The organism is Streptomyces lienomycini (genome assembly GCF_027947595.1).
GTDB lineage: Bacteria > Actinomycetota > Actinomycetes > Streptomycetales > Streptomycetaceae > Streptomyces > Streptomyces lienomycini.
The window spans coordinates 1380725-1406626 of the sequence record NZ_CP116257.1 but is presented as its reverse complement, the minus strand read 5'-3'; the positions used below and the strand labels follow the sequence as shown (position 1 = coordinate 1406626).

General features: G+C 69.9%; 19 protein-coding genes, 1 tRNA gene and 1 pseudogene. 4 read left to right on the top strand and 17 right to left on the bottom strand.

What is annotated here, in order from left to right; translation table 11 throughout:
* Nucleotides 1-45: 45 nt before the first annotated feature.
* From prmC to BJ961_RS06615, 11 genes are all read right to left on the bottom strand, one after another.
* Complete coding sequence (prmC, locus tag BJ961_RS06665; RefSeq protein WP_271320384.1) at nucleotides 46-885, bottom strand: peptide chain release factor N(5)-glutamine methyltransferase; 840 nt, start codon at nucleotides 883-885, stop codon at nucleotides 46-48.
* A 79-nt stretch (nucleotides 886-964) separates the two neighbouring features.
* Nucleotides 965-2041, bottom strand: coding sequence for a peptide chain release factor 1 (gene prfA, locus BJ961_RS06660; RefSeq protein ID WP_271320383.1), 1077 nt, complete (start codon nucleotides 2039-2041; stop codon nucleotides 965-967).
* 107 nt (nucleotides 2042-2148) lie between these two features.
* A complete protein-coding gene (gene rpmE, locus BJ961_RS06655; RefSeq protein WP_030042685.1) occupies nucleotides 2149-2370 on the bottom strand; it encodes a 50S ribosomal protein L31 in 222 nt (73 codons plus the stop codon).
* Between the two features lie 124 nt (nucleotides 2371-2494).
* The gene (locus BJ961_RS06650; RefSeq protein ID WP_271320382.1) at nucleotides 2495-3643 is read right to left on the bottom strand and encodes an LCP family protein; all 1149 of its coding nucleotides are present in this window, start codon (nucleotides 3641-3643) and stop codon (nucleotides 2495-2497) included.
* A 373-nt stretch (nucleotides 3644-4016) separates the two neighbouring features.
* Nucleotides 4017-6110 carry a transcription termination factor Rho gene (rho, locus tag BJ961_RS06645; RefSeq protein WP_271320381.1) on the bottom strand — a complete coding sequence of 698 codons (2094 nt, stop codon included), beginning with the start codon at nucleotides 6108-6110 and terminating at the stop codon, nucleotides 4017-4019.
* 411 nt (nucleotides 6111-6521) lie between these two features.
* The gene (gene thrB, locus BJ961_RS06640; RefSeq protein ID WP_271320380.1) at nucleotides 6522-7451 is read right to left on the bottom strand and encodes a homoserine kinase; all 930 of its coding nucleotides are present in this window, start codon (nucleotides 7449-7451) and stop codon (nucleotides 6522-6524) included.
* A 305-nt stretch (nucleotides 7452-7756) separates the two neighbouring features.
* Nucleotides 7757-8815, bottom strand: coding sequence for a threonine synthase (thrC, locus tag BJ961_RS06635; protein WP_271320379.1), 1059 nt, complete (start codon nucleotides 8813-8815; stop codon nucleotides 7757-7759).
* Between the two features lie 6 nt (nucleotides 8816-8821).
* Nucleotides 8822-10114, bottom strand: a complete 1293-nt coding sequence (locus BJ961_RS06630; protein ID WP_271320378.1) for a homoserine dehydrogenase — start codon at nucleotides 10112-10114, stop codon at nucleotides 8822-8824.
* Nucleotides 10115-10271: 157 nt separating this feature from the next.
* Nucleotides 10272-11672, bottom strand: coding sequence for a diaminopimelate decarboxylase (lysA, locus tag BJ961_RS06625; RefSeq protein ID WP_271320377.1), 1401 nt, complete (start codon nucleotides 11670-11672; stop codon nucleotides 10272-10274).
* A 19-nt stretch (nucleotides 11673-11691) separates the two neighbouring features.
* On the bottom strand, nucleotides 11692-12726 hold the full coding sequence (gene nrtL / locus BJ961_RS06620) for an ArgS-related anticodon-binding protein NrtL (protein WP_271320376.1): 1035 nt from the start codon (nucleotides 12724-12726) through the stop codon (nucleotides 11692-11694).
* 106 nt (nucleotides 12727-12832) lie between these two features.
* Nucleotides 12833-13294 (bottom strand): response regulator, encoded by a 462-nt coding sequence (locus BJ961_RS06615; RefSeq protein WP_271320375.1) that lies wholly within the window; start codon nucleotides 13292-13294, stop codon nucleotides 12833-12835.
* A 179-nt stretch (nucleotides 13295-13473) separates the two neighbouring features.
* On the opposite strand from BJ961_RS06615, the gene BJ961_RS06610 reads away from it, so the two are divergent.
* A tRNA-Arg gene (locus BJ961_RS06610) sits at nucleotides 13474-13545 on the top strand.
* Between the two features lie 1669 nt (nucleotides 13546-15214).
* Here BJ961_RS06610 and BJ961_RS06605 read toward each other — a convergent pair.
* Nucleotides 15215-15499 carry a helix-turn-helix domain-containing protein gene (locus tag BJ961_RS06605; protein ID WP_271320374.1) on the bottom strand — a complete coding sequence of 95 codons (285 nt, stop codon included), beginning with the start codon at nucleotides 15497-15499 and terminating at the stop codon, nucleotides 15215-15217.
* 383 nt (nucleotides 15500-15882) lie between these two features.
* Nucleotides 15883-16700, bottom strand: a protein-coding gene (locus BJ961_RS06600) for an IS5 family transposase (RefSeq protein ID WP_271320373.1) whose coding sequence is annotated in 2 segments (ribosomal slippage) — nucleotides 15883-16343 and nucleotides 16343-16700 — 819 coding nt in all. Because the reading frame shifts where the segments join, the coding sequence is not laid out codon by codon here.
* A gap of 507 nt (nucleotides 16701-17207) precedes the next feature.
* On the opposite strand from BJ961_RS06600, the gene BJ961_RS06595 reads away from it, so the two are divergent.
* Together BJ961_RS06595 and BJ961_RS06590 are read left to right on the top strand one after the other, a co-directional pair.
* Nucleotides 17208-17432 (top strand): DUF397 domain-containing protein, encoded by a 225-nt coding sequence (locus BJ961_RS06595; RefSeq protein ID WP_271320372.1) that lies wholly within the window; start codon nucleotides 17208-17210, stop codon nucleotides 17430-17432.
* 248 nt (nucleotides 17433-17680) lie between these two features.
* On the top strand, nucleotides 17681-18523 hold the full coding sequence (locus BJ961_RS06590; protein WP_381157525.1) for an SAM-dependent methyltransferase: 843 nt from the start codon (nucleotides 17681-17683) through the stop codon (nucleotides 18521-18523).
* A gap of 21 nt (nucleotides 18524-18544) precedes the next feature.
* Here BJ961_RS06590 and BJ961_RS06585 read toward each other — a convergent pair whose 3' ends face one another.
* The 3 genes and pseudogenes from BJ961_RS06585 to BJ961_RS06575 form a co-directional block, all read right to left on the bottom strand.
* The gene (locus BJ961_RS06585) at nucleotides 18545-19498 is read right to left on the bottom strand and encodes a helix-turn-helix domain-containing protein (RefSeq protein WP_271320370.1); all 954 of its coding nucleotides are present in this window, start codon (nucleotides 19496-19498) and stop codon (nucleotides 18545-18547) included.
* A gap of 906 nt (nucleotides 19499-20404) precedes the next feature.
* Nucleotides 20405-20824 (bottom strand): VOC family protein, encoded by a 420-nt coding sequence (locus BJ961_RS06580; RefSeq protein WP_271320369.1) that lies wholly within the window; start codon nucleotides 20822-20824, stop codon nucleotides 20405-20407.
* Nucleotides 20821-21150 (bottom strand): annotated as a pseudogene (locus BJ961_RS06575) (transposase); the annotation flags it as partial. The pseudogene BJ961_RS06575 and the gene BJ961_RS06580, both read right to left, overlap by 4 nt.
* 448 nt (nucleotides 21151-21598) lie before the next feature.
* On the opposite strand from BJ961_RS06575, the gene BJ961_RS06570 reads away from it, so the two are divergent.
* Nucleotides 21599-24835 (top strand): NACHT and WD40 repeat domain-containing protein, encoded by a 3237-nt coding sequence (locus tag BJ961_RS06570; protein WP_271320368.1) that lies wholly within the window; start codon nucleotides 21599-21601, stop codon nucleotides 24833-24835.
* 203 nt (nucleotides 24836-25038) lie between these two features.
* On the opposite strand, the gene BJ961_RS06565 is transcribed toward BJ961_RS06570, so the two are convergent.
* A complete protein-coding gene (locus BJ961_RS06565; RefSeq protein WP_271320367.1) occupies nucleotides 25039-25878 on the bottom strand; it encodes a patatin-like phospholipase family protein in 840 nt (279 codons plus the stop codon).
* Between the last annotated feature and the right edge of the window lie 24 nt (nucleotides 25879-25902).

Sequence of the window (25902 nt, the reverse complement as noted above, 5' to 3'; positions counted from 1 at the left end):
TGGCCTCCTCGTACACGTACTGCGGGATCGAAGTCGGGGCTGTGCTCACGGCAGTGCCTTGCGGGCGGTCGCGAACCTGGGCCGGTTGTTGAGGTCGGGGTGGTCGGCCGCGTCGGCCCAGCCCCGCTCCTCGGTGAAGATCCAGGGCACCTGGCCGCCCTGGGTGTCGGCGTGCTCGACGACGACCACGCCGCCGGGGCGCAGCAGGCGGTGCGCGGTGCGTTCCAGGCCGCGGATCAGGTCGAGGCCGTCCTCGCCGGAGAACAGGGCCAGCTGCGGATCGTGGTCGCGGGCCTCGGGGGCGACGTACTCCCACTCGGTGAGCGGGATGTACGGCGGGTTGGAGACCACCAGGTCGACGTGGCCGTCGAGGTCGGGGAAGGCCGTCAGGGCGTCTCCCTGGCGCAGGTCGACCCTGGACCCCTCCATGTTCTTGCGCGTCCACTTGAGGGCGTCCTCGGACAGCTCCACGGCGTGCACGCGCGAGCGCGGCACCTCCTGGGCGAGCGCCAGCGCGATGGCGCCGGAGCCGGTGCACAGGTCGACGATGCGGGGCTCGACGACGTCCATGGCGCGCACCGCGTCTATGGCCCACCCGACGACCGACTCGGTCTCGGGGCGGGGCACGAAGACGCCGGGGCCGACCTGGAGCTCCAGGTAGCGGAAGTAGGCGCGGCCGGTGATGTGCTGGAGCGGCTCGCGGGCCTCGCGGCGGGCGACGACCTCCCAGTACCGGGCGTCGAATTCCGCGTCCGGCACGGTGTGCAGCTGGCCCCGCTTCACTCCGTGCAGGTGCGCGGCGAGCTCCTCCGCGTCGGTGCGCGGCGAGGGCACGCCGGCGTCGGCCAGCCGCTGGGTGGCCTGGGCCACCTCCGCGAGCAGCACGCTGCGGGGGTTCGGGGGTCGCCCCCCGTGATGTTGCTGCACGCTGGTCCTCCGAGCTGTCTGACGTGACGGACGCGTCTTACGCGGCGGCGAGCTTGGCGGCCGAGTCCGCGTCGACGCAGGCCTGGATCACCGAGTCGAGGTCGCCGTCCAGGACCTGGTCCAGGTTGTACGCCTTGAAGCCGACGCGGTGGTCCGAGATGCGGTTCTCCGGGAAGTTGTACGTACGGATCTTCTCGGAGCGGTCAACGGTGCGGACCTGGCTGCGGCGGGCGTCCGCGGCCTCCTTCTCCGCCTCCTCCTGCGCCGCCGCGAGCAGCCTGGAGCGCAGGATACGCATCGCCTGCTCCTTGTTCTGCAGCTGGCTCTTCTCGTTCTGGCAGGAGGCGACTACTCCGGTCGGCAGGTGCGTGATGCGCACGGCGGAGTCGGTGGTGTTGACGGACTGGCCGCCGGGCCCGGAGGAACGGTAGACGTCGATGCGGAGGTCGTTCGGGTTGATCTCGACGTCGATCTCCTCGGCCTCGGGGGTCACCAGGACACCCGCCGCGGAGGTGTGGATCCGGCCCTGGGACTCGGTCGCGGGCACCCGCTGCACGCGGTGCACGCCGCCCTCGTACTTGAGCCGCGCCCAGACGCCCTGGCCGGGCTCGGTGGCGCCCTGGCCGCCCTTGGTCTTCACGGCGACCTGGACGTCCTTGTAGCCGCCCAGCTCGGACTCGGTGGAGTCGATGATCTCGGTCTTCCAGCCGACCCGCTCGGCGTAGCGCAGGTACATGCGCAGCAGGTCGCCGGCGAAGAGCGCCGACTCGTCGCCGCCGGCGCCGGCCTTGACCTCGAGGATGACGTCCTTGTCGTCGTTGGGGTCGCGCGGGACGAGCAGCAGGCGCAGCTTCTCGGTGAGTTCCTCGCGCCGCTTCTCCAGTTCCTTGACCTCGGCGGCGAAGTCGGGGTCGTCGGCGGCGAACTCGCGGGCGGTCTCGGCGTCCTCGCCGGTCTGCTTCCAGGAGCGGTACGTGGCGACGATCGGGGTGAGCTCGGCGTACCGCTTGTTCAGCTTGCGCGCGTTGGCCTGGTCGGCGTGGACCGACGGGTCGGCGAGCTTCTTCTCCAGGTCGGCGTGCTCGGCGACGAGTTCCTCGACGGCCTCGAACATCTTGGGCTCCTGCTACTGCTTGGGAAGGGGAAGACGGGCGACCAAAAACGCCGGTCCCGGCGCTCCCCGGGAGGGGATGCGGCCGTGGACCGGCGGTTGGAGGCTCGCTACTTCTTGGAGCCGGCAGCCTTACCGAAGCGGGCCTCGAAGCGGGCCACGCGGCCACCGGTGTCGAGGATCTTCTGCTTGCCCGTGTAGAACGGGTGGCACTCGGAGCAGACCTCGGCCCGGATGGTGCCGGAGTCGATGGTGCTGCGGGTGGTGAACGACGCGCCACAGGTGCAGCTGACCTGCGTCTCGACGTACTCGGGGTGGATGTCGCGCTTCAAGGTGTCTCCTACTGTTCCTGGAGGGCGCCGGGTCGCAGCCGCGGGATGCGGGAGCGTGAACCGGAGCCGACGTACCAGTCTGCCAGGACTGGGGCCATCCCCCAAAACCGGGGGCGGCGGTGATCTATTCCCCGGCGTTCACGACGCCCTTGGCCTCGCCGGTGGCGGTGCCCTCGGTGGCGCTCGCGGGGATCGGCCGGTCGTTCTTCAGGGCCGTCCAGACCTGCTCCGCCTTGGTCTTCTCCACCAGGACGCGGTTGGCGTCGGCGGGGTCGTAGACCACCGGCATGGTGACCATGTGCATGTTGCCGGGGCCGATGCCCTTGAGGCCGCTCGCGAAGGACATCAGGGAGTTGACCGAGCCCAGGTCGGAGTCGGTGGTCACGGTCTTGGTGGCGGTGTCGGCGATGTCGTACAGCTTCTTGGGGTTGCCGAGCAGGCCGACGTTCTTGACCTGGTCGACCAGGGCCTTGACGAAGGCCTGCTGGAGCTGGATGCGGCCGAGGTCGGAGCCGTCGCCGACGCCGTGCCGGGTGCGGACCAGGCCGAGGGCCTGCTCGCCGTCGAGCCGGTGGGTGCCGGCCCGGAGGTCGAGGTGGCTGTCGGGGTCCTTGATGTCCTCGGTGGTGGTGACGTTGACGCCGCCGAGGTCGTCGACGAGGTTCTGGAAGCCGTTGAAGTCGACCTCCAGGTAGTGGTCCATGCGCAGGCCGCTGAGGGACTCGACGGTCTTCACGGCGCAGGCGGCGCCGCCGGTGGAGTAGGCGGAGTTGAACATGACGCCCTCGGCGGCGGGGTGGTCGCCGCCGCCGGTGTCGGTGCAGTCGGGGCGGTCGACGAGGGTGTCGCGCGGGATGGAGACCACGCTGGCCTTCTTGTGGCCCTTGTAGACGTGCACGATCATCGCCGTGTCCGAGCGGGCGGTGCCGTCGTCGGTGCCGCCGCCGAGCTTCTTGTTGCCGCCGGCGCGGGTGTCGGAGCCGAGGACCAGGATGTTCTCGGAGCCGTTGTCGGTCTTCTCGGGCCGGTCGGCGCCGAGCGCCTGGTCGATGTCGACGCTGGTGAGGTTGCCGTTGAGCTTGAAGTACAGGACTCCGGCTCCGGTGCCGCCCAGGACCACGATGCCGGCGGCGCTCCAGGCGGCGACGAGGAGGGCCTTGCGCCGGCCCGATCTGGGCTTGCGGCGGCGGCCCTTGCCCCGGTGGCCGGGTCCGGTGGCGGTGGACCGGCCGGGGCCGGGTATCGCGGGATCCGGCGTGCTCTCGGCGGACATGTGCTCCTCGGGTGTTCGTCCGGTCGGTTACCCCCTGCGCTCAGGGTCGGGTCGGTCGGTTCCGGTGGTTGTCCACCGGTTCCTCACCATCGTCCCTCCGTAGCTGAGACGGCGGAACTCGGGCCAGGGTTGCACAGCCACTTGTGTCCGATACGTGGCACATCGGGCACCCTCCGTGGTCGCGGGGCGGGCGAATCCCGCGGCCACCTGGGGTTTCGGCCGGCCGGGTCGCGGCCGTCGCGCCGGCCGGCGGGCTTCCCGGCTGTGGTGAAAGTCGCGGCGCCGGGACCCCGCGCGCGGGGAGAACACACAGGGAGAACCCCGGAACGCCCCGTCACGGGCGTGACGGGGCGTTCCGGGGTGTGCGAGGACGTCAGTCGCCGTTGCCGGGCGTCGGGGTCGTCTTCTGGATCTGCATCAGGAACTCGGCGTTCGACTTGGTCTGCTTCATCTTGTCGAGGAGCAGCTCGATCGCCTGCTGCTGGTCGAGGGCGTGCAGCACCCGGCGCAGCTTCCAGGTGATGGCGAGCTCGTCGCTGCCGAGCAGGATCTCCTCCTTGCGGGTGCCGGACGCGTCGACGTCCACCGCGGGGAAGATGCGCTTGTCGGCGAGCTTGCGGTCGAGCTTGAGCTCGGCGTTGCCGGTGCCCTTGAACTCCTCGAAGATGACCTCGTCCATGCGGGACCCGGTGTCCACCAGGGCGGTGGCGAGGATGGTCAGCGAGCCGCCGTCCTCGATGTTGCGGGCCGCACCGAAGAAGCGCTTCGGCGGGTACAGGGCGGTCGAGTCGACACCACCGGACAGGATGCGGCCGGAGGCCGGGGCGGCGAGGTTGTACGCACGGCCCAGACGCGTGATCGAGTCGAGCAGCACGACGACGTCGTGACCCAGTTCCACCAGGCGCTTGGCGCGCTCGATGGCCAGCTCGGCGACCGTGGTGTGGTCCTCGGCCGGGCGGTCGAAGGTCGAGGAGATGACCTCGCCCTTCACCGACCGCTGCATGTCGGTGACCTCTTCCGGACGCTCGTCGACCAGGACGACCATCAGGTGGCACTCGGGGTTGTTGTGCGTGATGGCGTTGGCGATCGCCTGCATGATCATGGTCTTGCCGGTCTTCGGCGGGGCCACGATCAGACCGCGCTGGCCCTTGCCGATGGGCGCGACCAGGTCGATGATGCGGGTCGTCAGGACACCGGGGTCCGTCTCCAGGCGGAGGCGGTCCTGCGGGTACAGCGGCGTCAGCTTGTTGAACTCCGGGCGTCCGCGGCCGTGTTCGGGCGCCATGCCGTTGACCGAGTCCAGGCGCACGAGCGCGTTGAACTTCTCGCGGCGCTCGCCGTCCTTGGGCTGGCGCACGGCACCGGTGAGGTGGTCGCCCTTGCGCAGGCCGTTCTTGCGGACCTGGGCGAGGGAGACGTACACGTCGTTGGGGCCGGGCAGGTAGCCGGAGGTCCGGATGAACGCGTAGTTGTCGAGGATGTCGAGGATGCCGGCGACCGGGATGAGGACGTCGTCCTCGTTGATCTGCGGCTCCTGGATCTCGTCGCGCCCGCGACGGCCCCGGCGGTCCCGGTAGCGGCCCCGACGGCCGCGGCGGCCGCTGCCGTCGTCGTCGTAACCGTCGTCGTGCTGCTGGCGGTCCTGGCGTCCGCCGCCCTGCTGCTGGCGGTCCTGGCGGCCTCCGCCCTGGTTCTGCTGGTCGTCGCCCTTGTTGCGCCGGTCGCGGCCGCGGTCGCCGCGGTCACCCCGATCGCCGCGGTCGCCGCGGTCGCCGCGGTCACGGCGGTCGCGACGGCGGCCCTCGCCGCCCTCGCCGTCGGAACGGGCGTCGCCCTGGCCCTGCTGGTGGCCCTGCGACTGCTGCTGGCCCGACGCGTCGGTCTTCGGCTCGCCGCGGGTCTCGACGGCCGTCTCGGTGGCGGCGGACGGGCTGCCCGCGTCGGCGGTGGCCCGGCGCCGACGGCGCTCGGTGGGGGCGTCGTCGCCGGTGCCGCCGGCCTGCTCGGCGGCGGCGTTGACCTTGGACGGCTGTCCCGGGATGTCGATCTGCTGCTGGGCGGCGGCCTTGTCGGCGACGGCCTTGTCCGCCTTCTTCTCGGCCTTGCCGGCCTTCTCCGCCTTCTCGGCGGGCGCCTCGTCGCCCGTACGGGTCCGGGAGGTGCTGCGGCGCTTCGGCTTGGTCTCGCCGGCGGTGTCCGCGGCGGCGGGCGCGGCCTTGGCGGGGGCTCCGCCCGCGGCCTGCGCCTCCTTGATGACCTCGATCAGCTGGCTCTTGCGCATACGCGCGGTGCCCCTGATGCCGAGGCCGGATGCGACCTGCTGCAGCTCTGCCAGCACCATGCCCTCGAGGCCGGTACCGCGGCGCCGCCGGGAGCCGGCACCGGTGGCAGGCGCGGAGGCGTCCGTGGCGGGCGCGGCAGCGGTCTCCTCGACACGTGCGCCCATCAGATCGGTGGTGTCGCTCACGAAGGGTCCTTCCCTGGAGCGGACGTCGGCCTGTCTGGCTCGGCGACCGGTTGTGCTGTCCGGCTTCGGTCCTTGCTGTGCGAACCGTGCCGGGGCGGTGGTCCGCCTGAACGGCGGAAGGGATATCTGGTGATGGCGCGCCCCCTGGCCGTGGCACCCAGTGTCTGTGTCATGCGGCGTGGTCGCACCGGTTCCGAAGCGTGCCCGGCGGGCCGCTCAGTGCCCGTGTCGGCCGTACTGATCACGTACGACATCCACTACACAATGCAGCTTGGGGGGCTCCCGGAAGAATGTCTGTCCCGGACGGGGACACGAGGCACCTCGCCATGGTGGGGTCGGGTGCAGACTTGAGGTTAACACTACCGGATCCAACAAACATTCCCCCTCTCGAAATCCGGCAACCGTACGCGTCTAAATGTCACTGGGGGTGGCCAGCGGCAGGACGCTCGCGCCCCGCTGGTCCAGGCTGAGCCGGTTGGCCGCCCAGTCCGCGCCGGCCAGCGCCTCGACCTTGTCGGCCGTGTCGGCGTCGGCCAGCGCCATCACCGTGGGTCCGGCTCCCGAGATCACGGCGGGGACGCCGTCGCCGCGCAGCCGCTCCACCAGGGCGGCGCTCTCCGGCATGGCGGGCGCGCGGTACTCCTGGTGCAGGCGGTCCTCGGTGGCCGGCAGCAGCAGCTCGGGGCGCCTGGTGAGGGCCTCGACGAGCAGCGCGGCGCGGCCCGCGTTGGCGGCGGCGTCGACGTGCGGGACGGTGCGCGGGAGGAGTCCGCGCGCCGTCTGGGTCAGTACCGGCTTTCCGGGCACGAAAACCACCGGAACGATGGAATCGGAGGGCTCCATCCTGATCGCCCGGGCGGCGCCGGAATCCATCCAGGACAGGGTGAAGCCGCCCAGCAGGCAGGCCGCGACGTTGTCGGGGTGGCCCTCGATCTCGGTGGCGAGGTCGAGGACCGCGGCGTCGTCGAGGCGGGACTCGCCGCCTATGGTCACCGCGCGCGCGGCGACGATGCCGGCGCAGATGGCGGCGGAGGAGGAGCCGAGGCCGCGGCCGTGCGGGATGCGGTTGGCGCAGACGATCTCCAGGCCGCGGGGCTGTCCGCCCAGCAGGTCGAAGGCGGTGCGCAGGGAGCGGACGAGGAGGTGTTTCTCGTCGCGCGGCAGCGTCTCGCTGCCCTCACCCGCGATGTCGATGTGCAGCCCGGAGTCGGCCACCCGGACGACGACGTCGTCGTACAGCCCCAGCGCGAGGCCGAGGGCGTCGAAGCCCGGGCCGAGGTTGGCGCTGGTGGCGGGGACGCGCACCCTGACGGCGGCGGCGCGGAACGCTGGACCGGCCATCGCTCGATGACTCTCCTTGAACTGCGTGACTGTCGAATGACATTCGATGACGTACGGGACCCGGGGGCTCGCCGCTCCCTGCCGAACGGCCTGCCCGCACCGACCGCGGACACGGCGCTCCACCGCGGCATATGCGGCAGGCGGGTTCGGTACAGCCTATCGAAGGAAGGTTCTGCTGCGACATAGGGCGCACAGGAGGCGCACGATGCGTGTCGTAAGCCCCCTGTGCACCCCCCGTAAGTGACTTGCCCGAGCGGACGTCGCTTACGCCCTCGTACGCCGGGCGCGTTCCCCGGCGGGGCCGCTCAGACCAGGCCGAGCCGCTCGGCCGCCGTCGCCGCGTCGACCGGGACGGTGACCGGCTGCGGGGCACCCGCGACGGCCCAGTCCGGGTCCTTCAGGCCGTTGCCGGTGACGGTGCACACGATGCGCTGTCCCGGGTCGACCCTGCCCAGCTCGGCGGCCTTCAGCAGACCGGCCACCGACGCGGCGGACGCGGGCTCCACGAAGACGCCCTCCTGCGAGGCCAACAGCCGGTAGGCGCGCAGGATCTCACGGTCCGTCACCTCGTCGATGGCACCGCCCGACTCGTCCCGGGCGGCGAGTGCGAAGTCCCAGGAGGCGGGGTTGCCGATGCGGATGGCGGTGGCGATGGTCGAGGGGTCCTTGACGACCTCGCCGCGCACGATCGGGGCGCTGCCCGAGGCCTGGAACCCCCACATGCGGGGCGTCCTCGTGCTGACCCCGTCGGCGGCGTACTCCTTGTAGCCCTTCCAGTACGCGGTGATGTTGCCCGCGTTGCCCACCGGCAGGACGTGTATGTCGGGCGCGTCGCCGAGCATGTCCACGATCTCGAAGGCGGCCGTCTTCTGCCCCTCGATACGGACCGGGTTGACCGAATTGACCAGGGCCACCGGGTAGTTGTCGCTGAGGGCGCGGGCCAGCGTGAGGCAGTCGTCGAAGTTGCCGTCGACCTGGAGGATCTTCGCGCCGTGCACGAGGGCCTGGCCCATCTTGCCGAGCGCGATCTTGCCCTGCGGCACGAGCACGGCGGACACCATGCCCGCGCGCACACCGTAGGCGGCGGCGGAGGCGGAGGTGTTGCCGGTGGAGGCGCAGATGACGGCCTGCGCGCCCTCCTCCTTCGCCTTGCTGATGGCCATGGTCATGCCGCGGTCCTTGAAGGACCCGGTCGGGTTCGCCCCCTCGACCTTGAGGTGGACCTCGCAGCCCGTGCGCTCGGAGAGCACCTGCGCGGGCACGAGCGGCGTGCCGCCCTCGCGGAGCGTCACGACGGGCGTGCTGTCGGAGACGGGCAGCCGGTCCCGGTACTCCTCGATGATTCCGCGCCACTGGTGGGTCATTGCTGGTTACTCTCCTTCAACCCGCATGATGCTGGCGACACCCCGCACGGTGTCGAGCTTGCGCAGCGCCTCGACGGTACCGCCGAGGGCGGCGTCGGACGCACGGTGGGTGACGACGACGAGGGATGCCTCGCCGTCCTTGCCGGACTGGCGCACGGTGTCGATGGAGACACCGTGCTCCGCGAACACGGTCGCGACCTGGGCGAGCACGCCCGGTTTGTCGGCCACGTCGAGGCTGATGTGGTAGCGCGTGACGACGTCGCCCATCGGCGAGACGGGCAGTGCGGCGTACGCGGACTCACCGGGTCCGGTCGCCCCGCCCAGCCGGTTGCGGCACACGGCCACGAGGTCGCCGAGGACGGCGGACGCGGTCGGCGACCCGCCGGCGCCGGGCCCGTAGAACATGAGCTGTCCGGCGGCGTCGGACTCGACGAAGACCGCGTTGTACGCCTCGCGCACATTGGCCAGGGGATGGCTGAGCGGGATCATCGCGGGGTGCACGCGCGCGGTGACGGAGCCGCCGTCGGCCGCCCGCTCGCAGATGGCGAGCAGCTTGATGGTGCAGCCCATCTCCTTGGCGGAGGCGAAGTCGGCGGCGGTGACCTCGGTCATGCCCTCGCGGTAGACGTCGTCGAGGCGCACGCGCGTGTGGAAGGCGATCCCGGCGAGGATGGCGGCCTTGGCGGCGGCGTCGAAGCCCTCGACGTCGGCGGTCGGGTCGGCCTCCGCGTACCCGAGGGCGGTGGCCTCGTCGAGTGCCTCCTGGTACCCGGCGCCCGTCGTGTCCATGGCGTCGAGGATGAAGTTGGTGGTCCCGTTGACGATGCCGAGCACCCGGTTGACCTTGTCGCCGGCCAGCGACTCGCGCAGCGGCCGGATCAGCGGGATGGCACCGGCGACGGCGGCCTCGTAGTACAGGTCCTTGCCGTGCTCGCCGGCGGCGGCGTGCAGGGCGGCGCCGTCCTGGGCGATGAGGGCCTTGTTGGCGGAGACCACGGAGGCACCGTGGGCGAAGGCGGTGGTGATGAGCGTCCGCGCGGGCTCGATCCCGCCGATGACCTCGACGACGACGTCGATGTCCCCGCGCTTGACGAGCGCGGTGGCGTCGGTGGTGACGAGGGCGGGGTCGATGCCCTCGCGCACCTTGTCGGGCCGCCGTACGGCGACACCCGCGAGCTCCACCGGCGCCCCGATCCGGGCGGCGAGGTCGTCGGCGTGCGTCGTCATGATGCGCGCCACCTCTGAGCCGACCACTCCACAGCCCAGCAGCGCCACCTTCAGCGGACGCGTACGCATCATCCGACCTCGTTTCCTCTTACCGTCTACGGTTGAACCAGTCTCACGCACCGGACGGGATTTTCTGCCTTTCGTCCGGATCGTGAGACGTTTATTTCATTTTCGGAGGGGGTGCGGGCCGAAGGATCTTCACCCGCCCTCTCCGCTCCCACGGGGTGTGTCACCCGACGTCGAGGCGCAGCAGATCCTCCTCGGTCTCCCGCCGGACGACGACCCGCGCCGCACCGTCCCGCACGGAGACGACGGGCGGACGCAGCGCGTGGTTGTAGTTGCTGGCCATGGAACGGCAGTACGCCCCGGTGGCCGGTACGGCGATCAGGTCACCGGGTGCCAGGTCTCCCGGCAGGAACGCGTCCTTGACCACGATGTCCCCGCTCTCGCAGTGCTTGCCGACGACGCGTACGAGCATCGGTTCGGCGTCGGAGGTGCGGGAGGCGAGGGCGACGCTGTACTCGGCGTCGTACAGCGCGGTGCGGATGTTGTCCGACATCCCGCCGTCGACGGAGACGTATGTCCGCAGCCCGTCGAGCGGCTTGACGGTGCCGACCTCGTAGAGCGTGAAGGCGGTGGGGCCGACGATGGCCCGCCCGGGCTCGACGGAGATGCGGGGGGTGGCGAGCCGGGCCGCCTCGCACTCCCGCGTCACGATCTCGGTCAGCGCCTTGGCGATCTCGTGCGGCTCGCGGGGGTCGTCGTCGCTGGTGTACGCGATGCCGAGGCCGCCTCCGAGGTCGATCTCGGGCAGCTCGACGCCGTGCTCGTCCCGGATGTCCTTGAGCAGCCCCACGACGCGGTGCGCGGCGACCTCGAACCCCGACATGTCGAAGATCTGCGACCCGATGTGGGAGTGGATGCCGATGACCTCGAGCCCGTCGAGCTGCAGGGCCCGCCGCACGGCCTCGGCGGCCTGCCCACCCGCGAGCGGAATCCCGAACTTCTGGTCCTCGTGGGCGGTGGCGATGAACTCGTGCGTGTGGGCCTCGACGCCGACGGTGATCCGGATCTGGACCCGCTGCCGCTTGCCGAGGGACTGGGCGGTGTGCGCGACCCGCACGATCTCCTGGAAGGAGTCGAGCACGATCCGCCCGACTCCGGCGCGGACGGCGCGTTCGATCTCCTCCGGGGACTTGTTGTTCCCGTGGAAGGCGATCCGCTCGGCGGGCATCCCGGCGGAGAGGGCGGTGGCCAGCTCGCCCCCGGAGCACACGTCGAGGTTGAGCCCCTCCTCGTGCAGCCACCGCACGACGGCGCGCGACAGGAAGGCCTTCCCGGCGTAGAAGACGTCGGCGTCGGTGCCGAAGGCGGTGCGCCAGGCCCGGGCCCGGTCGCGGAAGTCGGCCTCGTCGAGGATGTAGGCGGGGGTGCCGTACTCCTCGGCGAGCTGGGTGACGGCGATCCCGCCGACGGTGACGACACCGTCCGCGTCCCGTCCGACGGTGTGGGCCCAGACCTTGGGATCGAGGGCGTTCAGGTCCTCGGCCGGGGCTGCGCTCGCTGCGGAACGCCCCTCAGGAAGGACATCGGCGTGACGGGGCCCGGCGGGGTGTGCGGAACGACTCATGGCGTCTTCGTGTGCTCTCTCAGAGATGGTCGGGTGCGTCGATGCCGAGGAGGGACAGGCCGCCGGCCAGCACCGCCCCGACGGCTTCGGCGAGGGCCAGCCGGGCGCGGTGGGCGGCCGAGGGTTTCTCCCCGCCGCGCGGCAGCACGGTGAGCAGGAAGGGCAGTGCTGCGTCGGCGACGGCGACGAGGTGCCGGGCGAGCCGGTCGGGGGCGCGGTGGTCCGCGGCGGCGGCGAGGACGCGGGGGTGGTCGGCGAGGGCGGCGAGCAGCTCGGGCTCGGTGACGGCTCCCGGCTCGGCGGCGAAACCGAGGTCGGCGGCGTTCCGGCGGGCGGCACGGGCACGGGCGTGGGCGTACCGCACCCGGAAGAGGGGGTTGCCCTCCCGCTGGACGAGGTGCTCGTCGCCGGTCCGGGGCCGGTCGTGCGCGGCGGGGTGGAGCAGGGCCCACCGGCCGGCGTCCCGCCCGAGCGGCAGGGGGTCGGCCGGGGCGGGCACGGGCCGGACGTTGACGGGCAGCTCGGCGGGAGCGGGCCCGACCGCGTCGACACGCACCCCGAGGACTTCGGTCCAGGCGGGGTCGAAGCCCTCGGCGGTGACCCGGACCAGGGCCCCCTGGGAGCGCAGGACGCGGGCGGCGGCCTCGGCGACGACGACGGCACGCGGGTCGTACGGACAGTGCAGTTGGACGATGCGTCCGTCGGGACCGTCGGCGTACCCGTACCGGGTGCCGCGGCGCAGGATCTCGGCGACGAGTGCGGCGGAGGTGACGTCGTGCAGGCTGATGTTGAGGAATCCGGGCCCGGTCAGGACGACGTCGGCGATGCCGTCGACGTCGAGGAGGTGCGGCCGCAGCACCTCGGCCACCCTGCGCGGACTCTGCCCGGCCGGCCGGGCCAGCTTGAGGGCGATGCCGGTGGCGTAGTCGCCGCACCCTCCGGGCCCCGGCGGCGCGACCACGGCACGCTCCGGCACGGCCACGCTCAGCTCCCCCGCGTCGACAGCGCGACGCACCGCGTGTAGCACGGTGCGGGAGAGCTCTACGGGTGTCACGGGTCAAGCGTATGGGAGGAGGGGGGTGGGGAGGCGAACCGATTTGCGGCAGTCCCGGGATGTGGACGGCCCCGCCGCGCCGGGAACGGCCCCGGCCGCCCGCGGGTCACGCCTGAGCGGGCGACTCGCTCTCCCCGGCGAGACCCAGGACACCTCGCGTCCGTGCCGACGGCGACACCCCGGCCCGCGCCACCCCACGCTCGACCAACTGCCTTACGAGGGTCACGAGTTCCGCGGGCTCGAAGGGCTTGGAGAGGAAGGCGTCCGCCCCGGCATCGAACCCGGCGTCGACCTCGTGCTGCGTACAGGCACTCACGATCGCGATCGGAAGGTCCCGGGTACGCGGATCGGCGCGCAGCCGGGCGGCGGTCCTGACCCCGTCGAGCCGCGGCATGACCACGTCCAGGGTGACGGCGTCGGGCCGCACCTGATGGACGACTTCCAGACACTCGGCACCATCGCCCGCGGTCACGACCTCGAAGCCCTCCAGCTCGAGATTGACCCTGATCAGCTGCCGGATGACCTTGTTGTCGTCCACAACAAGGACCCGGCCGGACGCCCTAGGCACAACTCGAGAGTAGGTCCGGACCGGCCACCGCGTCCGGGTTTTCCCCACTTCCACCCCGTGCGGGGGACAACCCCCCCCCGGCCCACCGCCACGACCCGCGAAAACCCGTTCATGACCACCCCGGACGAGCTGGTAGTGTTCTACCCGTCGCCGCGAGCAACACCCACCGCGACGGACACGCCCCCGTAGCTCAGGGGATAGAGCAACGGCCTCCGGAGCCGTGTGCGCAGGTTCGAATCCTGCCGGGGGCACACTGTGCAAGTGTGCCCAAGACCCCGCCATCAGCGAGTTCGCTGAGAACGGGGTCTTCGCGTATGTGCAGCCGTATGCCGCTCGAAGCGGACGTATGTCGGGGGCTGTGGACGAGGCGTGGACGGGATCTTGGAGCATCGCCGCAGGTGAGGTCCCGGAAAGGAGACGTCTCACCAACGTCGGTCGGCCAACCCCGTTGGAATGGTCACGCCACGGGCCGCCGGCTCAGGCCCGAGCCCAAGCCTGACTATGACGAGCGACGCCGTACACCCGCTCCACCTGGTCAGCCGTGAGCACGCCTGAGAGTGGAGCGGCCGGTCGGCTGCGTTTCCGAACCTGTGGGCGAGGCAGTCACACCCAGGAGTGGACCAACTGGACCCGGCAACCGTGACCACGCGACACTTCGACAACAGGGCCTCTTGCTCCTCGCTGGACTCGACATCCGCGAGCTACCAAGAGGCCCTTCTTCCCTGCATCCCCGCCAACAGACTCACCCGGGCCGGGTCCCTGTTCGAACCCCGCCGACCACCCGAGCGGATAGAGAACAGCCAGTCACAACAGGACCTCACCAAAACGGGCGAGGTGAACCAAGGAGGAGCCGATAGTTGCAGTTTGCGTGCGTCTCAAGCGGGCTCCACGGCGGTGGCGGCGCCGTGGACTACCCGGACGTGTTCACGCAGAGCCGCCGCCTTGACGGCCACCACCTGCGCAGCACTACGACGACGGCGCCGTGGCAGCCGCCGTAACCCGCTTGTGCTTCGGCACCCCGCAGCGACGCTTCCCGCATACAGCGCCGTCTCCCTTGACCACGAGGCACAGTTCCCAGTGATCGGCACACCGGCCCCTGTCGGGCATACGGGGCTCGCGACACAACCGGGCCCTGTCGGGGTAGACGCAGTAGCCCAGAGAATCGGCGTTGTCCGGGCTGTGCACCGGACAGGGTTCCCCTCACGTCCTACGATCTCCACACAGAACCCATGGGGGCACAACTCTCAGACAGGTCGTCGTATAGCGGCTCCAGGCACATCGGTCCGCTGAACCGATAGAGAATATCGGCGAGTTCGGGCTCCCGCTGGCAGTGGGCAAGGTCTGCCAGTGCACGCAGCAGGTCCGGTGTCGCCTCGACGAACCAGTCGGCGTAGTCCGTGCCGTTCATGTACCCGGGCGCGGGCTTCAGCCTGGCCGCTTCGTCGAGAACCGCCTCAGCTGCGCGCTTCGGATTGCGAGCGCGGGCAGGAACCGCCGTCTTCGGGGGTTGAGACAAGGGAATTCCTCAGGTCGCAGGTACGACGGCATCCTGCACGGCCCCGAGCGTCCGCAACGATGACACGCCAGCGTCCGCAACCGGCGGACTGCAGAAGCCCTGCTACAGCCCCGAAGCGGCGTCAACAGCCGCACGGACGGCACACCTGCGGGCACCGGTGCCGGACATTGGCGGAGGGGCTGCTTGCGAAAGACCCGTATGCGACAGACCCAGAAGCGGAGGCCACGGGCCAGGATGAGACCGACAACCTCTTTCGCGAGGTTGTCAGCCAGAGTCGAGGCGCTCCCATGCAAGATGACGGGCATTGGGCAGTCGGCTGCGCAATGCCCGTATCTATCGCCCCCCCCGGCAGCCCCGGTCAGCTTTTACAGATCCACACGTACAGCCTGGACAGATGCCACCAGTCACCCGTCGGCGCGGTCGCCGACTTTTGGCAAGCGGCGCTCGTGCTCGTCTTCCCAGACCCTCACGAGGACTTGTATGTCCGCTCGGCAGGCTCGGGCGTACCGGAGAATGAAGCGGCGCGATGGAAATCTGCTCCCCAGGAGGACCCCTGTGACGTACTCGATGTCGACTCCAGTCTTGTTTGCCAGGGCTGCGTGCTCGATGTCGGCTTGCCGGCGGACTTGTTCGAGGACGAGGCCGATGTGCGTGAGGCACGGCAAGGGGCGGTTGGGGGTCTCAGTCATGAGTGGCTCCGCTGCACCCCGGGCGTGGCGGTCGTGGTCGGGAGCGGTTCATGGGACGGGCCCGGTGGGACGGTGGGAGCAGTGGTGTCCGATCAGTTGCAGGATGACCACGGCGGTGCTGTAAGCGATGTGGGGCCATTGGCCGGGATGGTGCAGGAACGGCGCCAGACCGGTGGGGCCGAGAAGTAGCTGCGTGTACTCGGCCAGGCACATCAGGCATTGCCGAGGTATGCGAGGTCGGGCGTGGCGCGGTTTACGACGCCGTCGGCGCGGGGAAGGGAGCAACGCGATCTCCTTGGAGAGTCGTGGCACGGGTCCCAGCGGGAGGACGCCAATCGACTGCTGGGGCCCTGGTGCCGCCTAGCTCTGTCGGCTAAGAGGTCCTAACAAAGGCGTTGGACGTGGCGGTGGGTGATGAGGCAGGTGGCGAGTCCGAGGAAGGCTTCGTGGATGTCGTCGCGTCGTTCCCAGCGGATTCGCAGTCGGCGGAAGCCGTGCAGCCAGGCGATCGTGCGCTCGATCACGTAGCGGAAGACGCCCAGGCCGGAGCCGTGTTCGACGCCTCGTTCGGCGATGACCGGTCGGATCCCGCGCTGTCGCAGCAGGCGGCGGTACTTGTCGTGGTCGTAGCCGCGGTCGGCGAGGAGTGCGTCTGGCCGGTGTCTGGGCCGGCCGACGACGCCGGCCACGGCCGGAACCTTGTCCAGCAGCGGCAGCAGCTGGGTGACGTCGTTGCGGTTTCCGCCGGTCAGCGACACCGCGAGCGGGATGCCCTGGCCGTCGGTGAGGACGTGGTGCTTGCTGCCCGGTCGTGCGCGGTCGACCGGGCTGGGCCCGCTTTTGGGCCGCGCCGAGCGGCCCGTACGTGGGAGGAGTCGATCACCGCCCGGGACCAGTCGAGCTTCTTCGCGGCCCGCAGCCTCTGCAGCAGCACCAGGTGCAGTCCGTCCCACACGCCGGCTTCGTTCCAGGCGGCCAGGCGCCGCCAGCACGTCATCCCCGAGCCGAAGCCCAGCTCCTGGGGCAGGTACTCCCACTGGATGCCGGTGTGCAGCACGAACAGGATCCCGCACAGTGCCTGCCGGTCCGGGACCCGCGGCCTGCCCTCCACCAGCTTCGGACCCGGCACGGGCAGCAACGGCTCGATGAGCGACCACAGTTCATCCGACACGACCCAGGGCCGCGACTGTCGTTTCCCCACGAACGGACCAACGACCACCCAAGCCGAAAGTCACATGATCAACAACTTCTGTTAGGACCTCTAAGCGGGTACGACGGTAGGCGCTCAATAGGGCCTCGCTGCTGCCGTTTCGGCCCGAAGATCCACGAGCGGTCCCTAAGTGTTGGTCCTCCTGCCCGCGCATTGAAAATGGATGCCTGTGCCCCTGTTCGAAGTGCGGGACTGGCAGAGACAGAGCGCCTGTGTCCGATTTCCCTGGTCAGGGCACCCGCGCCGCTGGCGCGCCGCCGACCGGCACGGAGCGTGTGCGAACTGCCACGCCACCGGCCGATGGCCCCAAGTAGCCAGTGCGATAGTGCGATGAACTGGTAGCCCTGCGGGTTGCACTTGCATGGGCCAACGGTTGAATCCAGACATTGTTGCCTCAAGCACGCATACATCGCCGAGGGGAGGGCGATCCTCACCTAGTCGGGCGAGATGCAATTGCATCTCGGCAACGGGGTGTTCGTTCACCGCAGGAGGTCATCGGTGAGGAAGCCGACGTACGCGTCACGACGGGATGCCGACAGGGTCGGCGTGGTCTGGCGCAAGAGTTCACACAGCTATCCGGAAGGGGAATGCGTCGAGGTCGCACAGCCGTCGGGCGGGATCGTGCTCTTCGACGACTCCAAGCGGCATAACGGGGCGCTCATGGAGGTTTCAGCTGCCACCGCACGGGCCTTCGTCGCCGCTGTGAGGCAGGGAAGCGTCTGAACCGTCTGGAGTCACCGCCGGGCACACCGTCCGCTTCCGCAAACGGCGTGCCCGGCCCACGCAGCTCGCGCGGCCCGCCCGTTTCAGGGGCTGACGGCTCGGCCAGCCGTCGAAACTTTCCGGCTAGGCATCGACGATATCGAGCAGCTCTGGACATTGCCGGTAACCGGCCAGTATGGATAGGGATAATGCAAGTGCATCCCGCCCCTGACGTGGGCGGATGGTCGGCGTAAACCTGGGGGTGTGCCGTGGGAGAGCAGTCTGTGCCTGAACAAGGACAGGACGGTGCGAACACGGACTTAGGGCAGGACAGGGCTCATAGTGCGCGCATGTACGACTACTATCTCGGCGGGAAAACAAACTACGCCGTGGACCGTGAAGCCGCCCAACAGGTGATCCGGGTTTTCCCCGCAATCGAGAGCGTGGCCAGGGTGAACCGGGCGTACATGCACCGGGCTGTCCGGTACCTCGCGCAGCAGGGGGTCCGGCAGTTCGTCGACGTGGGGACCGGCATCCCCACCGCGCCCAACCTTCACGACGTGGCACAGGAAGTCGCACCCGAGTGCCGGGTTGTCTACGTCGACAACGATCCCATCGTCCTTGTCTACGCCGACGAACTCCTCGACGGGTCTCCGCAGGGGCAGACAGGCTACGTCCAGGCCGACGCCACCGAGCCGGAGGAGGTCTGGGCCGCCGTGAAAGAGCAGGGCATCCTTGACCTGGACCGCCCGGTTGCACTCAGCCTGCACGCCCTCCTTCACTTTGTCATCGACGCGCAGGAGCCCTACGACATCGTCAGGCGCCTGCTGGCCCCTCTGCCGTCGGGCTCCTACCTGAGCTTGAGCCACTGCACAGGAGACTTCGACCCCGCCGCGTGGCAGGCCATCACCGACACCTACACGCAGCGAGGGACCCCAGTTCAGGTGCGAAATCAGCCGGAGGTCCAGCGCTTTTTCGACCAGTACGGCCTCGAACTGGTGGAGCCGGGTGTGGTCCTGGCTCACCAGTGGCGTCCGGAGGCCGGCAGCGGGCCCGGTGTACTGATTGAACGGCAGGTCTCCCTCTACGCCGGCGTCGCCTGCAAGCCCTGACGTACACGGTGCGAGTGCGGGTCAGAGCAGCTTGGGGGAACGGTATTTGTCCGCCAGGTGCTGGAGCTTGCGCCGGGTTGCGACCGGTCCCAGCGATCGGGCACGCAGCCGGTCGAACAGCTTCTCCCGGTAGTCCACCAGTTCCTCGTCCTGGATGAACAGGGCGCCGTCCACGCTTTCCTGGTATGCGACCTTGGGCACGCGGCCCTCGAAGTCGAAGATCGTTGTTGTGCCCAGCTCCACCGGCAGGTCATAGCGCCCCTGCTCTGCCAGGCGCAGCTGGTAGTTGCGCTTGCGGGACAGATCGACCAGGTGATCCATCTGCTCTGCCATGATCTCCGGATTGCCGACCGCGTGCAGAACCGCGGCCTCGTAGATCACGACGATGAGGATCTTGTCGGGTGCGGAAGCGAACCTTTCCTGGCGTTCCCTGCGCAACGCCAGCAGGGCGTCGTGGACACCGTTCCCGCCGCGTCCGCGCCGGATCAGCGCCTCGGCATACGCAGGGGTCTGCAAGAGGCCGTGCAGCAGCTGAGCGCTGCTCGCCTTCGTACGTGTCGCCATGTCCTCGAAGCTGACCACCGCCTGCAAGTACGGCTGGGCCACGGCTGACCACTTCTGCCACCACGTCGGCTGGTTGGCTATCTCGGCCAGCCCCAGCAGGATCCTCTGCTGCTCGCCGTCCTGGACCTCGTACACCGTGAAGAACTGCAGGAGGTCCTTCTCCTTGAAGGCGTGATGCCCGCTCTCGATTCGGCTCAGCTTCGAGCTGGAACACCCCGTCCGGAGTGCCACCTCCTGCAGCTTCAGGCCCAGAGCCGTGCGTCGGTTCCGCAGAACGTATCCGAGCAGCATCCGTGGCGCGGATGGCACGGCCTCGTCCTTGAGGTAGCGCACCGTACCCCGGCGGCCCGACTTCTCTCCCCCGCTCTCTCCGTCGCCGGGCTGCGGGGCACCCGCTATCTGGCTGGTCAACGTTCACTCCTCGGATCTACATTCGGAACTCACCGTGATCCCCCACCCACACATAGTGCACAGGATTCCATGACTCGGAAGCCGAATCGCAAGAAAGTCCACATTGACACGTATGTCCGATCGCAGTTCACTTCCGGGAACTTGCCGCCAGAGGTAATCGAAGCAGCTGCGCGGGGCAACCCAGCACCGTTTTCCTGGAGTTAGCCAAGGAGGTGCGCGCTACGGGGCAGGCAGTCGGCGCCCCCTCCACCAGCACAGAGGCCAAGGAGTGAGCCCTGCCCCTCTCCGTCATCCAACGGTCACCGAACCATCGCCCACTGCATCGCCGCTACTGCCCGGCGCCGGACAGGTGACCAGCAAACGACCTTGCCCTGGTTGGCCAGTGCGGGCGCAACCGACCCACCGACGAGCAAAGCCGTAGGAAGCCGCCGACTGCCGGGCGAGCACGTTGTCGGTCAGCAGCCACCCCCATGCGTTCCCCCGTTGCCGCTTGCAGCCAAAGCATCCGCCCGCATCGCAGCCCCCGACTTGCCTCTACGTGTAATGGGCGTAGCGGGTGGGCACAGAGGCACCGCCAGGGTTCCACCAGATTGGTGTGCCCGTCGGCGCCGTGATCGACCCGCCGGGCAGGCACCGCCGTTCGATCAGAGCTATGCCCTTCTCCTCGACGAACGTCTGGCGCGTCACGGCCTTGCGATCAGCCAGCACCACACCCTCCCTGCTGGACGCGCCAGGCTACGAGCAGCAGTCTGAGCTGCTACTCAGTCAGGCTACGCGGCACCACTGACAGCCTGACGCGAGTACATCCAGGGTCTCCACAGGGCAACAGTCGCGGCGCAGGGAGCATCCACGCTTCGGGGTGGACCCGGCGGTCTCGCCCGCGGAGCAATTGTCAATACCTGTGGATCAGTTGAGCTCGGGTGAGTTGATCGCGACGAGCTCGACCTCGAAGCCGTCCGTGTTCTCCAGGTAGGCCGCGTAGTACTGCTTGCCGCCGGCGTGCGGGTGCAGCTCGGGGAACATCAGGCTCCAACCGTGCTGGGCCGCGTCGGCGGCTAGCTTCTCGACGGTAGTGGCGTCCTCGACGTGGAAGGCCAGGTGGTTCAGCCCGGGTCGGCGGCGGTCGTGCCGGTCTGCGGTGAGGGCCGGGGACCGTTCGAGGACGAGGTAGGTCGGCCCGAGCAGCCAGCTGCGGCCGGTGTACCAGCTCTGCGAGACGGTATAGCCCAGCGTCTGAAGCAGCCAGCCGAGTGAGGCGAGGGAGCGGTCGAGGTCGGGAACCCAGATCTCGACGTGGTGCAGTGCCCCGTGCGTGGGCCGGTTCACGTGGCCACCGCCTCCTCGCGCTCGACCAGGACACCGTTCTCGAACCTGGCGCCGGAGCGGACCAGGGCGACGAGGTGGGCACCGGTGATCGCGCGCCAACGGTCCTGGGCGGACTCGACCAGCTTGAACACCATCGCGAGGGCGGCGGCTAGGCTGCCGGCGCCGCGGGTGGCCTTGGTGCGGAGCCTGACTGTGGAGAACGTGGACTCGATGGGGTTGGTGGTCCGCAGGTGGATCCAGTGCTCGGCGGGGAAGTCGTAGAACGCCAGCAGTTCCTCGGCGTCCTCGGTGATCTTCGCGACGGCCTTGGGCCACTTCGCGCCGTAGCATTGCTCCCGCAGCGATCATGCCCGCGACCGCACCCGGACCTCCCTCCAGACGATCACCCGCTGCCGCACACCTCGAACGAGACCCGGTTCGCCGCAACGCGCTCAGAGACGGTATGTGCTCACCGGTTGTCGGGGCCCGCGCCGACGGCGAAGGCTGTCGGAGTTGCCGCCGCCCACAAGTTGGGCCGCGGCGGCAGAGGTGCGGCGTCGGCGTCGGGAGCCGTGTCCGGCGGTAGAGAACGAATGTTCGTCAACTCGGTTAGGCAGAAGGGGACATGGGGACGGTGCGGTGCAACGGAAGGCTGGGACAGGCGTGTCCCGGACGGCCATACTTAAGTGTGTGCTGCAGAGAAATCGTCGGCGGGTTCGCCCGCCCAACACTCAGCTGGTCCGTGCCGTCTCACTAAGCGTAGTGGCGGTGGCGAGCGCCGGTCTCACTCTGTGGATGCTGATCGATGACTCGGACATCGACGTAGGCTCGGCGGCGGGGATCGTCCTCTCGCTCGCCGCGCTGGTGGTGGCGATGCTCGACTTCTTCCGCGGGGCCGACACATCGCCCCAGGACGCCGCTGCGCTCGCCGACAACCTGGCCGTTCAACTGCGGGCGCAGTGGCTGGACGAAGCGGGGGCGCGGCGACTGCGGGACGAGCGGGTGCTGCCGCTGACGTGGACGGCGACCCGGCGGCGTGTCACCGACCCGCGTTGGAACCGGCCCGAGGGCTCTCGGGTGGTGCGGCTGCACCTCGACGGGCGGTTGGACGGCCGCTTCGAGGAGGTCGTCGGCCGGCTCGCGGACGGGTACGCGAGGGTGCCGCATCGGCGGCTGGTGGTGGTGGGCGAGCCCGGATCGGGGAAGACGGTGCTGTCCATGCTGCTCACCTCCGGTCTGCTGGCCGCGCGGGAGGAGGGCGGGCCAGTGCCCGTGCTGCTGTCGGTCGCCTCCTGGGACCCGGTTCAGGAACCGTTGAACGACTGGGTCGTACGAACCATGGCGCAGCCGTACTACAACGGCCGCGAGGACATCCCCCGCCTTCTCCTGGAGCAGGGCCTGGTCATACCGGTCCTCGACGGCCTGGACGAGATCCCCGAGACGGCCCGGCGCGGCGCCATCCGGGAGATCAACAAGACCGGAACGGACCGTCCGCTCATCGTGACCTGCCGGGTCGTGGAGTACGAGGAGCTGGTGCTCAACGGCGCGCCCGCGCTGCGGCAGGCGGCCGTGGTGGAGGTACTACCGGTCCGGCCGGTGGACGTCGTCACCTACCTACGGGGCGTGGAGTGGCCGGACGGGGTCGACTGGGCACCGGTCCTCGCACACTTGCGGGCCGAGCCGGACAGCCCGCTGACCACGGCGCTGTCCACGCCGCTGCTGGTGACCTCGGCGCGGCTGGTGTACCAGCGGGGCGGGAATCCGGGCGAACTCCTCGACACCACCCGCTTCGGCTCCACGTACGCGGTGGAGGACCATCTCCTCAAGGGCATGGTCGACGCGGCCTACGCTCCCGACCCACGTCTGCCGGAGGGGGCGGAGACCGGGGAGCGGTGGACGGCCGAACAGGCGGGGAGATGGCTGACGTACCTCGCCCGTCACCTGCACGGACTGCGGGAGCGGGACCTGGCGTGGTGGCTGCTGAGCGGGCGGCTGCTGTCCAAATGGGCGGGGCCCCTGACGGGACTGCCGTTGGGTGTACTTCTGATGGCGGCGACCATGATGGTCGCCGGCCTGACCGACAGGGATGTGGCGCTCGGCGACGGATTCGGGATCGCGTTTCTGTACACCCTGGTGCACACCGCTGCCTGGCATGCGTCCGCCTTCAGGACGCCGAGCCGACTGAGCTGGTCGGTGGAGGGGTCGGGGAGACGGCTGTTCCGCGGATTCCGGACCGGTGTGGCTACGGGGGCGCTGATCGTTCTGCCGTTCATGATTCCGATGACCCTGGAGGAAGCGGACTTCAGCAGGAGCGGGTGGACGGCTGAAGAGATACAGGCCGTTCTCGAAGGTGCCGGTACCAGCGTCGCGCTCCTGGTGCTGGCCGGGCTGACGTTCGCTGTTCACGGCTGGCTCGACGCGCCGCCGTCGAGTGCGGCCCAGGCCAGTCCCCAACGTCTGCTCGCCCAGGACCGGTGGTCTGCTGTCGTCAGTGCGGGAACGGCCGGGGTACTGGTGGTTCTGCTCGTCACTGCCGCCGTGTGGGCCGGCAAGCTGGCAGGACACCTGCTGTTCCTGGCCCTGACGGGCGCGGGCCGCGCCGACCCGGCACTCCTGGTCCAGGAGGACCTGCGATCCAAGGACTTCCTGGAGGGGGCCACAGGGGAGGGACTGCTCCTCGGGGCGTGCCTCACACTGATCCTGCTCATGAGCCAGGCGTGGCCCCGCTTCGTGCTGGTGCGGGCCTGGCTCGCGCTGCGCGGCAAACTCCCCTGGCGGCTCATGGCGTTCCTCGCCGACGCCCGGCGTCGGGAGATCCTCCGCCAGGTCGGCGGCGTCTACCAGTTCCGCCATATCCGGCTCCAGGAGACGCTGGCCGGAGTGCCGCAGTACCCGGACGAGGCCTCGGCGGCACGTGCGAGGGTCAAACGGAGGGCGATTCTGGCGGTCGGTGTGGGAGCGGCCACCCTGGGCGTGGTGGGTGGTGCCCGGAGGTTCCAGGACGGCAGCTCTGTCGGGCTCACCCTTCCGGGCTCTCCGAGAGTACAGACGGTGCGGTTCCGGCCCGCGCCCGAGACAGGGGCGGCGTCGCGGAATGCGCCCTCAGTGGCGTACATGCTCGAGGACGGGACGGTGGGACTGTGGAACGGCCGGGACGAAGGGCAGACTCCGCCCCTTTTCGACCCCCCTCGCGGAACGGAGTTCCAGCCCGGCGATCTCCTGTTCCTTCGTGGCGGAGCCACTCTTGTCGTGCCCACCGTGGGAGGGGTTGCTGCCATCGACCTCAGAGACGAAACCGGTGCCGGTGTTTCTCTGCCGACATACGACCAGGAATACGACCAGGAATACGGCATGGAATACGGCATGGAACTGGACGACACGTCCACGTACTCCCTCGCCTACGACGCCAAGAGGAATCACCTGGCCTGCGGCCAGATGGGTGGAGGGGTGGCCATCTGGAAGGTGAAGAGCGGTGGAAACGGTTCGCCGCCCAGCTTCACCTCGCTCCCTCCCGCCGGGGAGCAGGACGACTACCTGCCAGGCACCTTCGGGCTGGCCTTTCTCGACGACGGCGGGCTGGCCGTGTTCGTCGGCGATGGCGTGGGGCGGTACCAGGAGCCGAACTTCAACAAGTTCAAGTCGTGGTCGGCGCTGGGCAGGGAAGAAGACCAAGTCCACAACGTGTTCGCCGTCGGCGACGGCGGGCGCCTGCTCGCGGTGGGCGGTTCGGACGGGGCCAAGATGTGGAAACGGAGCGGAGCCGGCTTCCGTCGCTTGTCCTGGTTCCTCAAGGGGGACATACAAGCCTTGGCCTTCGACCCGAGCGGGTCCCTGCTGGCCGTGTCCCGGGACTCCGGCGACGTCCAGCTTCACGCGACGGAGCCCGCGCAGTGGGACCGCCGTGCGGCCATGCTCCGGGGCCACATGGCGACGGTGGCCTGTCTGGACTTCAGCCACGACGGCAAGTGGCTGGTCACCGGGGACACGGAGGGGACCATCCGGATCTGGGACGTCAAGCGGTACCCCGTCTAGGAGTGCACTGGCGATCTTGAACTGCCGACCCGTCCTGGAGGATCACCGGTGCGCGGCGGACACGGTGGCACCGGCGGTGTTGCCCGCCTGGTCGTACGCCGTCGTCGTCCACGCCGTCATCGTCCACGCCGTCGTCCTGCACGCCGTGGTGGTCCCGGAGTTCGTGGTGCGGGAGGCGCTGGTGGCTGTCGGCCGGACGGGCCTCAGCCGTGCCAGATCTGCCCGATGCGTTCCGCGTGGGTCGCGCCCTGGCGCCTGCCCTCGCGGGCCGCCCCCGGGATGCGGGAGGCGTCGAGGGCGTTGCGGCCGAAGGCGCGTCGGGCCGCCCGGTCGGGGGTCAGCAGGGCGACCCGGGTGCCGCGCGCCGCGAGGGCCTCGGCCTGGGTCCGTGCGCTCGGACTCGCTCCCGCGCCCTTGGGGACCGGGGCCAGTACGACGACCCGCGCGCAGTCGTCGACCAGGTCGGCGTTGGTCGTGGAGCGCACGCCGCCGTCCATCCAGCGGCCCGCGCCGATGGTGATCGGCGGGAAGAGGGGCGGCAGCGCGCAGCTGGCCGACAGGGCGTGCAGCGGGTCGGTCCCGCTGTCGGCGTCGAAGGCGGTCGGTTCGCCGGTGAGCGCGTCGACGGCGAACATCCGGACGGTCCGCTCGGGCCATTCACGGGCGGGGAGTTGGGGGCGGATGGCGTCGAGGACCGCCGTCTGCGGCACGTCGCGCACGGAGAGCGCGAGGCGGCCGATGCGCTCGACCACCGTGTCCGGGTCGCGTGACCCCAGCGCGGCCCACAGGTACCTGACCGTCATGCCGAGGGTGAAGTCCACGTCCAGCATGGCGCGTTCGCGGCCGACCTGCTCCTTGTACAGGTCGGCCGGGGACCGGCCCCCGGCCAGTTCCAGCGCCAGCATCGAGCCCGCCGACGTACCGGCGAGGACGTCGGCGTCCACGAGGTCCACCCCGGCGTCGGCCAGTCCCGCCAGTACGCCGACCTGCCACCCGTACGCGGTCAGGCCGCCCCCGCCCATCACCAGTGCCGTGTCCGCCACGTCCGACCCACCCCTTCCGTAACG

Coding starts and splice junctions, on each gene's coding strand:
- prfA (WP_271320383.1), bottom strand. CDS start 2,041: ATGTTCGAGGCCGTCGAGGAACTCGTCGCCGAGCACGCCGACCTGGAG.
- BJ961_RS06650 (WP_271320382.1), bottom strand. CDS start 3,643: ATGTCCGCCGAGAGCACGCCGGATCCCGCGATACCCGGCCCCGGCCGG.
- thrB (WP_271320380.1), bottom strand. CDS start 7,451: ATGGCCGGTCCAGCGTTCCGCGCCGCCGCCGTCAGGGTGCGCGTCCCC.
- thrC (WP_271320379.1), bottom strand. CDS start 8,815: ATGACCCACCAGTGGCGCGGAATCATCGAGGAGTACCGGGACCGGCTG.
- BJ961_RS06630 (WP_271320378.1), bottom strand. CDS start 10,114: ATGATGCGTACGCGTCCGCTGAAGGTGGCGCTGCTGGGCTGTGGAGTG.
- lysA (WP_271320377.1), bottom strand. CDS start 11,672: ATGAGTCGTTCCGCACACCCCGCCGGGCCCCGTCACGCCGATGTCCTT.
- BJ961_RS06605 (WP_271320374.1), bottom strand. CDS start 15,499: ATGACTGAGACCCCCAACCGCCCCTTGCCGTGCCTCACGCACATCGGC.
- BJ961_RS06570 (WP_271320368.1), top strand. CDS start 21,599: ATGCTGATCGATGACTCGGACATCGACGTAGGCTCGGCGGCGGGGATC.